Below are 15739 nucleotides of genomic sequence, written 5' to 3'. Positions count from 1 at the left end.
AAATAAAACCAACTCACCAATTTGCATACTTAAATCGTAATGTTCTTTTTCGTAACCAAAACTGCCGGCCATACCGCAGCAACCGCTGGGTATAGTTTCAACCGAATAATTTTTTGGTATAGCTAAAATGGCAGTGGTATCACTTAAAGCACTCAATGCTTTTTGCTGGCAATGCCCATGTAATTTTATTTTTTTTGTGGCAGTTGAAAATAATGACGCATCAATTTTACCTGCAGCCAATTCACGGGCAATAAATTCATCAATGTAAAAAACGTTTTTACTCAATGCTTTTGCTTTGCTTAAATTTTCATCTGTAGCCAAATCAATATACTCATCTCTAAAAGTTAAAATAGCCGAAGGCTCAATGCCAATCATTGGTATTTCATCTGTAACAACATCATGTAGCAGTTCAATATTTTTATTAATAATTTCTTTTGCCTTACGCACTAATCCTTTACTTAACCAGGTGCGGCTGCTTTCTAAATGTGTTGGAATAATTACTTCGTAGCCTAATTTCTCTAAAAGTAAAATTGCTTTAATGCCAATTTCGGTATCGTTGTAGTTGGTGAATTCATCGCAAAAAAGAAAAACAAAGCCTCCATCCCCTGAAGGGGAGTTATTCGAACTCTCTGCTTTTTTCTTCTGGTGATTTTTATACCAAGACAGCAAGGTAATTTTGTACATTTCAGGCATGCTGCGGTTTGTAGCAAAGCCGCTCAGTTTTTTTATTGCGCCACCAATTAATTTATTGGTAACGGCAAAATTATATAAGCCTGGAACAAGAGCACCCAATTTTGCAGATGCAGAAAAATTAGCAATCAATTTGCTTCTAAAAGGCACACCATTGGCATCATAATAATGCTGTAAAAATTCTGCTTTTAATTTGGCCACATCTACATTACTCGGGCATTCGCTTTTGCAACCTTTACAACTCAAACACAAATCCATCACTTCATAAATTTCCTTATGATCAAAACGATTGAGTTTATCGCTGTTGGTTAAAAACTCCCGTAAAATATTCGCTCTTGCCCTTGTAGTATCTTTTTCATTTTTGGTTGCCATAAAAGATGGACACATGGTGCCACCACTTAATGCCGTCTTTCTGCAATCGCCACTGCCATTGCATTGCTCGGCATGCTGCAATACATTTTGATTGTTGAAACGAAAATGTGTTTTAAATTCAGGTGTTTGTTGCCCCGGAATATACCGCAGCATAGTATTCATGCCCGGTGTATCTACAATTTTATTAGGGTTAAAAATATTATTGGGGTCCCAGGCTTTTTTTATTTCTTTTAAAAGGGCATAATTTTTTTCGCCTACCATTTGTTTTATAAATTCGCCACGCAATCTCCCGTCGCCATGTTCGCCGCTTAAAGAGCCATCGTATTTTTTTACCAGCGTTGCTATTTCTTCTGCAATTGTGCGGAACAAATTATTGCCTTCTACAGTTTTTAAATTGATGATGGGGCGTAAATGAATTTCGCCGCTGCCTGCATGGGCATAATGCACCGAATACAAATTATGCTTCTTCAATATCTCATTAAAATCACGGATGTATGCCGGCAGATCATTTACATCAACTGCAGTGTCTTCAATTACCGGCACTGCTTTAGCATCGCCGGGTAAATTGCTCAATAATCCTAATCCTGCTTTACGCAGTGTCCATATTTTTTTACTGTCGGCACCAAACAGTAACGGGAAGTGATAGCCCAAATTTGCCGAACGCATATCTGCTTCCACCTGTTGGGCAATCGCAATTATCTCTTCCTTATTTTCTCTGCAAAATTCAATCACTAAAATAGCGCCGGGTTCACCCTGCACAAAAAATCTGTTTTTACTTTGCTCAATATTATCTTTTGTACATTCTAAAATATAATGATCAATTAATTCGCTGGCGCTGGGTTTATATTTTAAAGCAATTAAATTAGCCCTTAAACTTTCATCAATAGAATTAAAGTGTACACAAAGCAAACCTGTTTCTTTTGGTGGCAGGGGAACAACATTCAATTTTATTTCTGTTAGAAAAGCTAATGTGCCTTCGCTGCCTGCAATCAATTTACAAAAATTAAAATCTTCGCCACCTGCTGTAAAAGGAGCCGCTTCAGTTAATATATCTACTGCATAACCGGTGTTTCTTCTCTCTACAGATTTTTTAGGGAACTCTTTTTTTATTTCAACCTGGTTTTCGTAATTGCTGAGTAAACTTCTTACGGTTTTATAAACAGCTGCTTCTAAAGTTTCACCTTCGCATTTATTATGAAACTCATCGATGCTTACACTTTTAAATTCTGCTTCGCTGCCATCACTCAATAATGCTTTTGCCGAAATTAAATGTTCTCTTGTACTTCTATACACAACAGAATTTGATCCGCAGCTGTTATTACCCACCATGCCACCCATCATTGCCCGGTTGGCAGTAGAAGTTTCGGGGCCAAAAAATAAACCGTGTGGTTTTAAAAACATATTCAACTCGTCACGTATTACCCCGGGCTGTACCCTTACCCAATTTTCTGTTGTATTTAATTCAAGGATGGAAGTAAAATGTTTTGACACATCCACCACAATACCATTGCCTACTACCTGCCCGGCTAATGAAGTGCCAGCAGTACGTGGAATAATTGAAGTTTTATTTTGATGAGCAAATGCAATTAATTTTTTTAGGTCTTCTGTGTTTTTTGGAATAGCGACTGCTAACGGCATTTCCCTGTAGGCACTGGCATCTGTTGCGTAAAGCGTACGCATGGTTTTATCAAAAAACAGATCGCCGCTTAATTGATGGCTTAATTGCTTTAAGGCAGTTGTCATTATAAAAGTTAAAAGAGCTGCAAATATAGTTTAAGAAAAAATAAAAAAATGATGCAGGAGCAGGAAACAAAAAATAGAAATGTATCTTTTTAAAATACATTTGTAGTATGAAAAATGAGTACCATCAATATTTTGAAGCGAACAAAGATGGCTGGAATAAAAGAACTGCTGTTCATAAAGAATCTGCTTTTTATAATGTGGATGAATTTAAAAAAGGTCAATCATCTTTAAATAAAATTGAACTGGAGGAAGTAGGTAATGTAAAAGGTAAATCTTTATTGCACCTGCAGTGCCATTTTGGTATGGATACCATGAGTTGGGAAAAAGAAGGTGCAATAGTTACAGGTGTTGATATAAGTGACGAAGCGATTAAACTGGCAAACGAAATAAAGGATGAATTAAAATTGAACGCCACTTTTATTTGTGCCAATGTGTATGATTTATCAGATTCTTCAAAATTCCCCCTTACGGAAGAATTTAAGGAAGCCTTTGATATTATATTTACCAGTTATGGTACCATTGGCTGGCTGCCCGATTTAAAACCCTGGGCAAAAATGATTGCAGAAAAATTAAAACCCGGTGGCTTTTTTTATATTGCCGATTTTCATCCCACATTGTGGATGCTGGACGATGCGATGGAAAAATTAACCTACAGCTATTTTAATGATGCAGTAATTGTTACTGAACAGGAAGGTACTTACACCGACAGAGCAGCACCAATAAAATATACCGAGTATGGCTGGAACCATCCTTTTACAGAAATATTCGAAGCCCTGATTACTGCAGGCCTGCAAATAGAATTTTTACACGAATTTTCTTATTCGCCTTACAACTGTTTTGCAAATACAGAGCAGGGTAAAGATGGTATGTGGAGGTTTAAAGGAATGGGTAATAAATTTCCAATGATGTATTCCATAAAGGCGTTAAAAAAATAAAATGCTTTTTTAATTATAAAAATAACGCTGCATATTTACAGTGCTTAAAATAAAAATAGAATGAAACCTATTAAATTGTTTTTAACAGTCAGCTGTGTTTTTTTATTTGCTGTTTGTTTTTCGCAACAGGTAAAAACTAAAATATCAAAACCTGTTGCTGGGGCAAAAATTGATTATCAAAAAATAAAAGAAGACATCACTAACCTTTACCGGGCCGAAAAATATACAGCCGTAATTACAAAAGCAACACCGTACCTGCTTAAGTTTCCAAAAGATACTGCAATTACTTTTCAAAAAGCCATCAGCCATATTACGTTAAAGCAATATCCGCAAGCGTTTAACTTGCTAAAAAAATTGTATATCAATATCGATACTGCCGCAAAGTATATCGCACTTACCGGTTTTTCTGTTCCGGAAAAAGACATTTTTACATCGGGCATTGCCTGTGCCAACGAAGCCATAAAAATAAATCCCAATGGGCCTTACGGTTATTTTGTAAAAGGAGGTATTTATTCTGATAGCGGCTTTCATGAAAAAGCTTTGCCCCTTATGGAAAAAATGTTTATGTTTTGCCGCAATGATGAAGAGAAAAGAATATTGGGCTATTTTTATCCAAAGGAATTGGCTCTTAATAAGCAATCAACTAAAGCAATAACAGCAGTAAATGATTTGTATGTAAACTATCCAAAAGAAAAAGAAATTATTTATACTTATGCATTCATTTATAATAAGGATGAACAGTACGATAAAGCCATAGAAAAGTATGATGAATTAATTACTTTATTTCCTGAACAATTAGAATTTCAATACGATAGAATTACGGCTTATGATGCCTGGGGCAAAACTGCCGAAGCCTGTACCGAAACTGAATTATTAATTGCAAAAGATAATGGCTACGATTTTTTGAGGTACCGGTATAAATGCCCGGCGTATTTTGCGGTTCCGGCAATTAAGGATATTAAAACTATTACATGGAGCGTAAATTCTTATGGAGGAAATTATAATTTTAAGGTAACCAACCTTACAGGAAATGCGACGGACAGTTTAGTTTTTGACTGGTTAATGACCAGCGGCCCCAATATGAATGGCCATATTACTATTACAAAACAAGCATTGGAAAAAGCCACTGCTCAAAATAATAATTTTGGCCCCGATTTAAAAAATGCCACACTTACCGATAAAACTACGGTTTGGATAAGTAAAGCTGTATTTAATGAACTTACAAAAAAAGGCAGTTGCAAAATTGATGTGGGAGCAGGTGAAGAAATTTTTACTGCAGTAACTGATGTTGCAGGTAAAAGGGATGAAGAATCTTTTGACTTAAAAATACCAATAAATGGCAGTGTAAAATACTTAAACACATTTCATATTAAAAATGCCGCTGGCAGCAGGCAATTATGGATTTTAAATGATATACAAAATCCTATGATTGTAAAAATGGATATCGGCTTTTTGCTTTCGCTAAAAAGTATTGACTAAAAAATATGACAAATACTTTTTTGATATTGAAATAAGAATGGCAAAACAGGCATAAAAATATATCTTCGCAAAAATTTAAATCAATGAGCTTAAAGTACAAACGTGTATTGCTAAAACTTTCCGGCGAAGCGCTGATGGGAAAAAGCAACGATACTTACGAGCCTTTAGATACCAACATTATTGCACAGTACGCAAAAGATGTAAAAGAAATTATTGCAGCCGGTGCCGAAGTGGCCATTGTAATTGGCGGCGGTAATATTTACAGGGGAATGAATGAAGCAGAAACCGGTATTGAAAGGGCACATGGCGATTATATGGGCATGCTGGCAACAGTTATAAATGGTATGGCTTTGCAGGCAGGCTTAGAAAAAGCTGGCGTTTATACCAGGCTGCAGAGTGCTATAAAAATGGAACAGATTGCTGAGCCATATATTCGCCGCAGGGCAATGCGGCATTTGGAAAAAGGGAGAGTAGTAATTTTTGGAGCAGGCACAGGCAACCCTTATTTTACAACCGATACAGCAGGTTCGTTAAGGGCAATTGAAATTAAAGCAGAAGTTATTTTAAAAGGCACAAGGGTGGATGGCATTTATACCGCCGACCCTGAAAAAGATAAAACAGCTACCAAATACGAAACCATTTCTTTTGCCGACTGCATACAAAAAAATTTAAAGGTGATGGATATGACAGCCTTTACACTTTGTATGGAAAATAAATTACCCATCATTGTTTTTGATATGAATAAGCCAGGCAATCTTTTAAAAGTGATTAATGGAGAACAGGTGGGTACATTGGTGAGTTAGGTGAATGATCAATGTTGAATAAAGTTTTTATTCTGAAAAAATTTTATAAGATACTAATCATAAATATAAAAAAAATTGTCCCGGATTTTTCCGGGACAATTTTTTTTATTTGCAGTTTCAATAGAGTTTATAAAGTACTCAAAAATAATTTTATATCGGCTAAAGAAGTTTTTACGGGGCTTAATGAAACTCTTTGGTTGCCGGTGGTAACATTAGTACCAGTTGTTATCGTTTCTTTTCCTAAAAAATAATCGTTGCCCTGTTTTGATATCGCAACAACCGTTGCCACTTTACCATTAGGAACTTTACCGCTGCTGAATCTTTTTGCAAGTACATCAGCATACATGCCTAATACCGAACGAAAATCTCTGAAAACTAAAAACGTTGTTGTATTGGCATTGGTATAATTAGCCGGAAGGTGTGCACTAACTGTTGAACGGGTAATGCCGGCAGTATCATAAAAATAATCGCAATTTATCCAGCGCAGATGGCTGGTAGCAATTTCATAAGTTTGCGGGCCAATACCGATGGTATCGGATAAAGTGGTGCTGGGTATCCAGTTAAATTGAGCCGGGTTAGATTCATCACCAATAAATAATTTCATTTGCTGATTCGTTGGCGCATCGGCGTAGCGGATATAAATTTTTGCATTAGGTGCCAGTTGCAATTCTTTACCATCTTTTTTTAAGCTTATAAAAATTTCGCCACCACTTACTAATACATTTCCGTTGCTGATGGTGGGTTTATTCATCAGTACCATATCACCTTTCTTTTTTATCAGCAATAATTCTACATATACTTTGCCTGTTATTACCTGCCCTGTGCTGCTTACACAGCAAAGCGGTGGAAATGTAACCTGTACACCATTTGATGCTGCTAATAAAGCCACGTTTGCATTTACTTCAATACTGTCTTTTACAGTTTGTAATAATAAAATATTTTGTAAAGCATAAACAGGTGCAGTAGCTGCAAGAGAATTGCTCCATGTAGTATCAGCTGCGTTAAGTTGCCCGCCATCAGGCACAAAAACATCGGTATTTTTTTTGCAGGCATTTATAAATAATGCTGTGCTGATTAGTAATATGATTGCTATTTTTTTGTTCATTGTTTTTTTATTGTGGTTAGTTCTATTAAGATACTTTGAATTTTATTTGCGCTGCCTGTGTTTAAATCATTTGTCATTGGTCATTTGTCATTTTTTCATTTACGTTTTCAGCATTATTGTTCAACCTAAAATTCTTTTTTAATGATCAATGGCTTAATGACAATGTTTACCTCAAATCAAGCCTTAAGCCCACCCGTAAACCTGCTGTATTATATTTTTGTTTAAAAGTTAAATTTTCTTTACTCATTGGCGAAAGACTGTAACGGAAATAAGGTTCGGCCAGCACATGCAATTTTTCATTAAGCTTATAATAAAAAGATGCGGCGGCCATAAAGCCCATACCAATATTTGTTTTATATTGATAGGGTGAACTTGTTTTTCCGGTGGTGATATTTACGGGCTGGTAAGATGCATCCAGCACTTCGCCTTTTTGCCAGCTGTATATATTTACAATAACACCTGCATTAATGTTAGCATGAAATTTCCCATTGCCCATTTCGTAACCTACCAATAAAGGCACATCAATAGTTTTAAATTTATTGTAGGTTGTTTTATACCTTGTACCGGTGGTAATATAACTTCCTGTAGTATCGCCATTGGCATCAATTATATAAGTTATCTGCACTAAGTTGCCCTGTACAAAAGTAAATTTTTCATTTATCTGGCTGTAGTTTACACCCGTGCGTACACTCATGCCATTGTTAAATACTTTGGTGTAGCGTAAGCCTGCGCTGTATGCCGATGAAAATTTAGTACTCTCTTTTCTTTTTTGTAAATAAGCGGAGTTACCGGTATCACTAATGTTGCGAAAAGCAATATCCGGCCCGGCATAAATTTCAATATAAGTTTTGTTGCCGGCGGCATCTTTTTCTATTGAAGGGCAATCGGGTAAAAATACATTGGGTAATAATCTTTTTTTAAGTGACAATAAATTTTTTTCTGATGCAGCTTTTTGCAAGTTGGCAAATTGTAATCTTTGTAAATAAAAATCCTCCAGCGGTTTATCATTATAGCTTAAGTCAGCATCACTAATATCGTACTCGCTATTTGCAAAAGCGGTTTTATTTTTTTTACTTTTTGAAGTAAAATATTTTTCTGCCGGTTGAGCAAGAGGGGAAGAAATTTTTATTTTAGAAAAAGAAGACGAAGTTGTTACTGTTGCAGTATTGTTTTTTGAATTAATTACTTCATCGTCTGTATTATTATTTTTCGGAGAAATTATATTTTGATCATCCGTATTATTTATTACTTCAGTATTTGATTTTATTTTTTCATTAGCTTCATTTGCAGCAGTTGTGCCGGTAACTGTTTTTTCTTCGGCAGTAATTGCAACACTATCCTGTTGCTTAACAGCAGCTTTTTTCGATAATAAATAAGCACCGCTTGCCCCGGCGATAAGCAAGGCCGTTAGCAGTAAAATATTACGGCCATTAAAAAAAGTAAACCAAAAACCGGCAGGTCTTCTTTTTTTTCTTTCGGCAACTATATTTTCCCAAATGCGTGGATGCACAGATGGCGTATAGTCGCTGAACTGATCTTTTATGTTGTCATCAAACAACCCGTTATTGCTCATACCGCAACTTTTTGTAATTGTAAAATTTGTTTCTGCAACATGCTCCTGGCTTTTACCAACTGGCTCCGGCTTGTACCGGGTTGTATCTTCAGCATTTCCGCTATCTCTTCGTGCTGAAAACCCTCTATCACATATAAATTAAAAATAAGCCTGTAGCCATCGGGTAAATTATTTATTAAATCCAGTATTTCTTTTTGGTTAAGGTGCCCGTATGCTGATGGTTCCATGCTGCTCTCATCCTTATCTTTTATTTCATAACCCACCACTTCTTTTTCGTACCGGCGCAGGCTGTATTTTTTTAATGCAGTATTTACCATTATTCTTCTTATCCATCCTTCAAAACTGCCTTCAAATTTAAACTGGTGCATTTTGTCAAAAATCTTAATAAAAGCATCCTGTAAAATATCTTCGGCATCGGCTGCATTACGGGCATAGCGATTGCAAACCCCAAGCATACGGCTGGCGTACCGGTTAAAAACCTCCTTTTGGCAGGCGGCTTCTTCCCTTATGCATCCTCGTATCAGTTCTTCTTCCGTCAAATTATTTTCAGCTTTAGAGGGCATTTTTTTAAAGATACCCTTACAGTTGATTACGCTGCCCAAAGGCTTTTATTGTACATAAGGTACAAAAAAGGGTTGATTTTTTTGTTTTTGGGCTACAAATCGTATAATTTGAAAATATAATTGAAATACCGCCATGTTAACACCCGAACAAGTACAGCAAATAATAGCTGACAACAACAGCCTGCAGGCAGAGGTAAACGAGCTGAATGAAATTTTAGCTATTAAGGAAGAAGAAATTGTTGAACTGAGAAAAATAGCATCCGAAACTACCGCCTTACGCAGCATGGTAGATATACATTTAGAAGAACTACAGTTTATGCAAAACCGAATTGGAAAACACCAGCAAAAAGCTGCAGGTGCCGAAGAAAGAGAGCTGGAATTGCACCAGGAATTAACCGGGGCTGCAAGAGTGCAACAGCAATACACCGAACTTTTTCAGCAATACACTTATACATCCGCTCAGCTGGAAGATGTACAACAAGAGCTGGCCAAACTTAAAAAACGCAACAATATGCTGCAGCAAATTGCAGTAAAAATTGGCGAAATGGAAAGCAGTATGGAAATGCTTACAGACGAAAGAGATCATTTAAAAAATAAAGTTGCCCTGCTGGAAAAAATGCAAGCCACATAACATAAATTGCTCTCTCTCTAAAAAATACTTGTTTATTTACTGTTTATAAAAAAGGGGTTTAATTATTGCAAAGCTGCAATCCTTTATCTACTTTGTTATTCTAAAACTTAAAACTTATGAATTTTCAAACAATGAACAAGCAACGCAAGTTTATTTTAATTGCAGCCGTGGCTGGAATAATAGGCATGTTTCTTCCATGGGTTAATGTTTTATTCTTTAGCTACAATGGTATGCATGGATGGGGAATTTTGGCTTTTCTGGCATTTATTGGTGCCGGGGCTGTTGCATTATTAGGAGATCAGACAAAAAATCTTGACAAAACGTTTTGGTTTATAACTTTAGCATGCGGAGCCCTTGCTACTGCTATTGTTGTATGGAGTTTACTAAGTGCACTTGGAAATGGCGGAGCTTCTGTATTAAGCTTTGGTATTTATTTGGCAGCATTGGGTGCAGTAGGTACTCTTTTAGCTGCATACTTATACCGTTCACCAAGCGACAGCATCAAAGGTGGTTTTGATAGTTTGAAGCATGATATTGAAGAAAAAACAAAAAATACAAATCACCCGCCTCAATCGTAATCAATTTTATTTTTTAAAAACACCCGGATTAATTTGCCCGGGTGTTTTTTATTTGTCTTAATTAGATGAATTTTGCAAATAAAATTTAACGATGAACATAGCCGATATACGCAAAGATTATAAACTGCAAACACTTTTAGAAACTGATGTTGCTGCAAACCCCATTGAGCAATTTGATAAATGGTGGGATGAAGCCGTGAAAAGTGAAATTGGAGAAGTGAATGCCATGACACTTGCTACAGTTGATGCAAACGGAATTCCATCGGCACGAATTGTTTTACTGAAAGGCTATGATAAAAATGGGTTTATTTTTTTTACTAATTACCAAAGCCATAAAGCGAAAGCGATGGAACAAAACGCCAACGTTTGTTTAGTATTTTTTTGGGCAGCACTGGAAAGACAGATAAGGATAACCGGAACAGTTGAAAAAATAAGTGCAGCGGAAAGTGATGCGTATTTTACATCGAGGCCTGTTGGCAGCCGCATTGGTGCATGGGCATCGCCACAGAGTACTGTTATTGCAAACAGGCAAGTTATTGAAGACAGCTCTGCAAAATTTGAACAGCAATTTGCCGAAGGCAATATACCCAGGCCACCGCATTGGGGCGGATATATTGTAAAGCCGGTACAAATAGAATTTTGGCAGGGCCGCCCCAGCCGTTTACACGATCGTATTCAATACAGTTTGCACAAAGGCAGCTGGAGTATCGAACGGCTGGCTCCTTAGAATGTAATTAGTAATTGGGAATTTGAATTGCGGCATATAATCAATGCATGAATACCCAAATTATTGAATACTTGAATTAATACAGGGTGATTAAATCGAAAACCTAATTCCAAATTACAAATTCCCAATTACTTTTTATTACGCTTTTTTTGCAGCTGCAACATTTTTCTTTGCAGGTTTTGCAGGCCTTGTTTTACCAAAAGAACCTTTAGTAATTTTTCCTTTTTTTGTTTTTATATCTCCACGTCCCATAATTGATAGGTTTTATTTTTTAATTAATAATTTTGAATTGTTATAAAAAAAGCAAGGTGCAATGGCGCCTTGCTTTTTAACGTTTTTACTGCAACATTACATTTTAGCAGATAACTCTTTACCGGCTTTAAACTTAGCAACTTTTTTTGCTTTAATTTTAATAACAGCACCTGTTTGAGGATTGCGGCCATTACGGGCAGCTCTTTTTGATACAGAGAAAGTACCAAAACCAACTAGAGTAACTTTACCACCTTTTTTTAAAGTAACAGTAACTGCTTCTACAAAAGAATCTAAAGAAGCATTTGCCTGTGTTTTTGTAATGCCTGCATCATCAGCAAGTTTCGAAATTAATTCAGCTTTGTTCATGTTTATTTTTTTTGAATTTTATTATGCGACAAATATATAGGCTTTTTAATTGCAACAAAATTTTTTATTAAATTATTTTTTTGTAAAGAAGGGCTGTAAACCGCATGGAATAAGGATTTGGGGAGATTTTTGATTTTATATTTTTGATTTCAGATTTGTGTGTTTTTCCTAAAAGCCTTTGCTGTAAAGGGTTACAGCCTGATGTTGCTATAATCCTTTATGAAAGCGGCTTGCAGACGATTGGAAATAATTTATTTATTTTTTAAATCAGACAAGTAATAAGGAATACAGAAACGTTGAATAACTCTCTTTTTCCACAGGATGCTGTGCAAGGTTACGGGGCTACAACCTGCATCAGGGAGCGAAAGGCAATAAATTTATCGCCCCATTTGTCAAATGCTTTTTGCTGCATGGCTGCCGCAAATTTTTCCATGTAAATGTTATAGTTCGATTTACTTTCTGCAAAATATTGTACCGTATAAGTGGGGCCTTCACTGTCATCGGTTTCTAATAATTGTAAAATAGTGGCGTGTGTAAAACAACCCGTGTTAATAATATCAGGAATGTGTTCTTCGTTTATCCATTGCAGCCAGTCACTGGCAATTGCAGCGGTAACTTTTGTTGTAACGTTATACACTATCATCTTGCTTTCTTTTATTAACTTCTGTTATCATTTTTCTGGTAAACAACAATAAAATTAATAATGCTGCTGTTATTGCTGCCCATAATATCCATTTGTTATTTTTAGCAGGAGCAGCAATAATATTATTTTCTTCGACAGCTAAAATTTTACCAACAGTTAAAAATGGAATACTATCATATATTTTTGGATTAAACCTGTTTAAATCGTAGTTGGGAATATTTGCTGATGCATTATGGAGTATTAGCTTATAACGATTTCCTTTTTCTAAGTAAGATGTTACGAAACCGAAGCTGCTGGATGTTTTTATTGCATTTACACTAAGAGGCAAATTATCTTGGTTATGTATCAATAAATAAAAAACTTTTGCATTGCTTTGAGGGACTTTAAATTGTAAAGTGCTGTTATTAGAAATGGCAAACGATTGCAGCAATTGTCCCGGATTTGAAATTGAATGATTGCCGGAATAGGGAATATACAAATCAACATTTCGGTAAAAATATTTTGAGCCACTTAGTTTTACGCTTATGTTATCAAAATGAAAAGGTTGTGGCTGGGTAATTTTTATGTAGGAAATTTTGCCGCTGTCTTTTTGTAAAATGGAAGCTTCAGGATTTTCAATTAATTTATATTGGGGATGAACAATAGCAGCTCCAGTAGTGAATTGCACCACACCCTTAATATCAAAAGGATTTTTATTACGGTTGTAAATTATTATTTTAAAAAATTGGTAACTGCTGGAGGGGAAATTAATTCTAAAAGTATTAGTTGTTGTTCTTTCATCCGGCACCGGGTTTACAAGAATACTGTCATTTATTACAAACCAATTTTTTTTGTCGTCACTTCCGCTTATTGAACAGAATCTTTCAGCCGCAGTGTTTTTTATAATAAGTCCCAGGTTTGAAATTATATCTTTTCGGTTTTCTATTACCAGAGTTGTACTTACGTTGGTGTTTTCAATTTTTGTAAACTTTAAATCCATCGTTAAAACATCGTAATTTATTTCTCTTTCTGGAAAATGTAATACATGCGGCACCCACTTTCCCGAATCATTCACAATCCTCAAATCGCTGTAATCGGTTTTTAAGTGGGCAGATAATGCTGGTGTTATTTCAATATTATAAAACCGGGAAGTTTTTACGCTGTCCAGCAAACTGTAAAATTTATAGCCAGCAGTTTGTGCAGCACAGCATATATTTATCAAGCAAAATAGAAAAATACTACTCCATCTTTTTTTCATCATTAATAATTATTTTTTTCAAACGCTGGTACATAAAAGAAACCACCAAAAGTAAAACTCCTAAACAAAAGAACGCAGCAATTTTACCACCTGCCGGAATATTCCTGATATCGAATATAAATAATTTTAGCAGGGTAAGTGTAAATAAGCTGAGCGAAATAATGCGTAAAGTACGGTGTTTAAAATGCATGCCCAGCCACATAAATGCAAAAGAACAAAGGCCCCACAAAATGGGTAAACCTGTTTTAATATAAATCCTTTGGATATTTTCGAGAGGGTTGTTGGCAGCATAAAAAATATTATTGGATAATAAAAATATTTCTATACTTAAATAAATAACAATCGCAGTACACAGCAGCCAGGTAATTAAATCAAAATTATTTTTAAGTGAGGATTTGTTATTTCTTATTAATTGAATAAGCCTGTAAAATACTACACCCACCAGTATAGCGCCTGCCCAATGTGCAATAAAATGATTATTGTTTTTATGGCTTTCTATTATCCCTTGTTGTATTTGCATGGTTTGCGGTAAACTCATAAAATAAAAAACGATACAAGCAGCCAGCATTGTTGCGGTAATATACCAATGGAGTTGCAGTTGTTTTACTTTTTGCGCTACCACAGTTAATATGCTCATAAAAGCCACACTGTACAATACCAGGTACAACATATTTATTTTTGTGCCCGGGTAGTAATAATTAAACTGGTAATTTATTTCAAACGCCCCGGCAGCAAATAGTAAAACAATAGCAATAATTCTAAAAACATTTTTATTGGGTATAATGCCTGATGTAATTGTTTTGGTATCTTCTTCTTTATGGCGCAATACAAATAATAAATAAGTAGCAACGGCTGCAAACAGCGTTGTTATAAAACCTTTGTTTGCAATGATGTTTATTTTAACATCATAAAAGCCATACAATTGCAACCAGTCCATCACTAAACTAATCAGCATTAAAATCCAAACAAGCCCCGATGAATATTGAATGATTTTAATTTTAGATTTGGTAAATAACCAGTACAGCAATACCGTTTCGCTTGCCCAAAATAAAGTAATATAATTGCCATGCAATTGTATGGGTGCAGTAACAGAAATAAATGTGAGTGTAATACCGATAAGCAGGTATAAAATATTGGTATCCACTTTTTGTTTGCGGAATAAAAAGTACGAAGCCGCCAGGTTAAATACACCCATTGATGCACTGAACAATCCCCTGAAATCAGTTGCATGCATTTTGGTTAAGCAGTAAATACCTGCTGCAAAATATAAAGAGGTGTTGAGTAATAATATTCCAAAATCTGATGCAATGAATTTCTTTTTCTCCCTTATATTATGTGCAATATTAATTATAAAGAACATCAGGTAAAAAACAGTTGCAAATAAAAATCCGTTTTTAAAAGTTACCGCAGGCTCATCGTAACGTAAAAAAACAAGCCAGCTGCCAAACAGTAGCGCAGTAAAAATAAAATTTAAAATGTTGAGCAGGCGCCAGCTTTTGTAATAGGCAATAAATAAAAGTCCGCTGTTTAAAATAATAAGATAAGTAAACAGTACTTTATAATTGCCACTGCCGGTACTTACTAAAAATGGTGCAGCAAAGCCGCCAATTAAAGCAATGATGGCCAGCTCCTGTTTGTTATACAGCAATGCAAGTGCCACAGCAAATGCTGTAATAACAATCATGATTATAAATGCAGTAGTCTGGCTAAATAATTCAAACTGCTGAAAAGCCAATGTGATTGTAAAATAAAAAACTGCCAAACCGCCGCCTGCAAGTATAGAACTAAAATTTTTGTAAGAGTCACGCAGGCGGTGTGCCAATGCAATAAGAATACCGCCACATAAAATACCAATAGCCACACGGCCAACTTCGCCAATCCATTCTTTATCTATTGCATATTTTACAAAAAACCCAATCGCTAAAACTAAAATAGCAATACCAATTTTGCTTACTAAATTTTCGCCAATAAATTTTTCAAGATCTGGATTATTTCTTACCCATTTTTCACTCCAGCTTTCCTGCTGCGCTGCAGGCGGCGGT

Annotated in this window: 15 protein-coding genes; 6 read left to right on the top strand and 9 right to left on the bottom strand. The window is 35.6% G+C overall.

Annotated features, from left to right (window positions below):
* On the bottom strand, nucleotides 1–2805 hold a 2805-nt coding region (locus ACY651_RS03720; RefSeq protein WP_462249838.1), incomplete at its 3' end, for an FAD-binding and (Fe-S)-binding domain-containing protein.
* Nucleotides 2806–2912: 107 nt separating this feature from the next.
* Here ACY651_RS03720 and ACY651_RS03715 point away from each other — a divergent pair.
* From ACY651_RS03715 to pyrH, 3 genes are all read left to right on the top strand, one after another.
* Nucleotides 2913–3740, top strand: coding sequence for a class I SAM-dependent methyltransferase (locus tag ACY651_RS03715; protein WP_462249836.1), 828 nt, complete (start codon nucleotides 2913–2915; stop codon nucleotides 3738–3740).
* Nucleotides 3741–3800: 60 nt separating this feature from the next.
* Entirely contained in the window at nucleotides 3801–5219 is a 1419-nt protein-coding gene (locus ACY651_RS03710) for a tetratricopeptide repeat protein (RefSeq protein WP_462249834.1), read from the top strand.
* A gap of 83 nt (nucleotides 5220–5302) precedes the next feature.
* The gene (pyrH, locus tag ACY651_RS03705; protein WP_462249832.1) at nucleotides 5303–6022 is read left to right on the top strand and encodes a UMP kinase; all 720 of its coding nucleotides are present in this window, start codon (nucleotides 5303–5305) and stop codon (nucleotides 6020–6022) included.
* A 127-nt stretch (nucleotides 6023–6149) separates the two neighbouring features.
* On the opposite strand, the gene ACY651_RS03700 is transcribed toward pyrH, so the two are convergent.
* The 3 genes from ACY651_RS03700 to ACY651_RS03690 all read right to left on the bottom strand — a co-directional run bounded on the left by ACY651_RS03700 (nucleotide 6150) and on the right by ACY651_RS03690 (nucleotide 9263).
* Entirely contained in the window at nucleotides 6150–7127 is a 978-nt protein-coding gene (locus ACY651_RS03700) for a hypothetical protein (protein ID WP_462249830.1), read from the bottom strand.
* A gap of 166 nt (nucleotides 7128–7293) precedes the next feature.
* Nucleotides 7294–8700, bottom strand: coding sequence for an outer membrane beta-barrel protein (locus tag ACY651_RS03695; RefSeq protein ID WP_462249828.1), 1407 nt, complete (start codon nucleotides 8698–8700; stop codon nucleotides 7294–7296).
* The gene (locus ACY651_RS03690) at nucleotides 8697–9263 is read right to left on the bottom strand and encodes an RNA polymerase sigma factor (protein ID WP_462249826.1); all 567 of its coding nucleotides are present in this window, start codon (nucleotides 9261–9263) and stop codon (nucleotides 8697–8699) included. The genes ACY651_RS03695 and ACY651_RS03690 overlap by 4 nt, the downstream gene beginning before the upstream one ends.
* A 133-nt stretch (nucleotides 9264–9396) precedes the next feature.
* Between ACY651_RS03690 and ACY651_RS03685 the strand changes: the two genes are divergently transcribed.
* From ACY651_RS03685 to pdxH, 3 genes are all read left to right on the top strand, one after another.
* A complete protein-coding gene (locus ACY651_RS03685) occupies nucleotides 9397–9894 on the top strand; it encodes a hypothetical protein (protein ID WP_462249824.1) in 498 nt (165 codons plus the stop codon).
* A 116-nt stretch (nucleotides 9895–10010) separates the two neighbouring features.
* Nucleotides 10011–10472 carry a hypothetical protein gene (locus tag ACY651_RS03680; protein ID WP_462249822.1) on the top strand — a complete coding sequence of 154 codons (462 nt, stop codon included), beginning with the start codon at nucleotides 10011–10013 and terminating at the stop codon, nucleotides 10470–10472.
* 91 nt (nucleotides 10473–10563) lie between these two features.
* On the top strand, nucleotides 10564–11199 hold the full coding sequence (pdxH, locus tag ACY651_RS03675; protein WP_462249820.1) for a pyridoxamine 5'-phosphate oxidase: 636 nt from the start codon (nucleotides 10564–10566) through the stop codon (nucleotides 11197–11199).
* 138 nt (nucleotides 11200–11337) lie between these two features.
* On the opposite strand, the gene ACY651_RS03670 is transcribed toward pdxH, so the two are convergent.
* The 5 genes from ACY651_RS03670 to ACY651_RS03650 form a co-directional block, all read right to left on the bottom strand.
* Entirely contained in the window at nucleotides 11338–11451 is a 114-nt protein-coding gene (locus ACY651_RS03670) for a 30S ribosomal protein THX (RefSeq protein ID WP_462249818.1), read from the bottom strand.
* 96 nt (nucleotides 11452–11547) lie between these two features.
* Nucleotides 11548–11817 carry an HU family DNA-binding protein gene (locus ACY651_RS03665; protein WP_462221688.1) on the bottom strand — a complete coding sequence of 90 codons (270 nt, stop codon included), beginning with the start codon at nucleotides 11815–11817 and terminating at the stop codon, nucleotides 11548–11550.
* Between the two features lie 334 nt (nucleotides 11818–12151).
* Complete coding sequence (locus tag ACY651_RS03660) at nucleotides 12152–12460, bottom strand: DUF4286 family protein (RefSeq protein WP_462249816.1); 309 nt, start codon at nucleotides 12458–12460, stop codon at nucleotides 12152–12154.
* On the bottom strand, nucleotides 12447–13700 hold the full coding sequence (locus tag ACY651_RS03655) for a hypothetical protein (protein WP_462249814.1): 1254 nt from the start codon (nucleotides 13698–13700) through the stop codon (nucleotides 12447–12449). The genes ACY651_RS03660 and ACY651_RS03655 overlap by 14 nt, the downstream gene beginning before the upstream one ends.
* A partial coding sequence (locus tag ACY651_RS03650; RefSeq protein WP_462249812.1) for a DUF2339 domain-containing protein occupies nucleotides 13678–15739 on the bottom strand: 2062 nt, incomplete at its 5' end. The genes ACY651_RS03650 and ACY651_RS03655, both read right to left, overlap by 23 nt.

This window comes from Ferruginibacter sp. (genome assembly GCF_031391665.1).
GTDB lineage: Bacteria > Bacteroidota > Bacteroidia > Chitinophagales > Chitinophagaceae > Ferruginibacter.
This window is presented reverse-complemented; position numbering and strand designations above follow the sequence as displayed.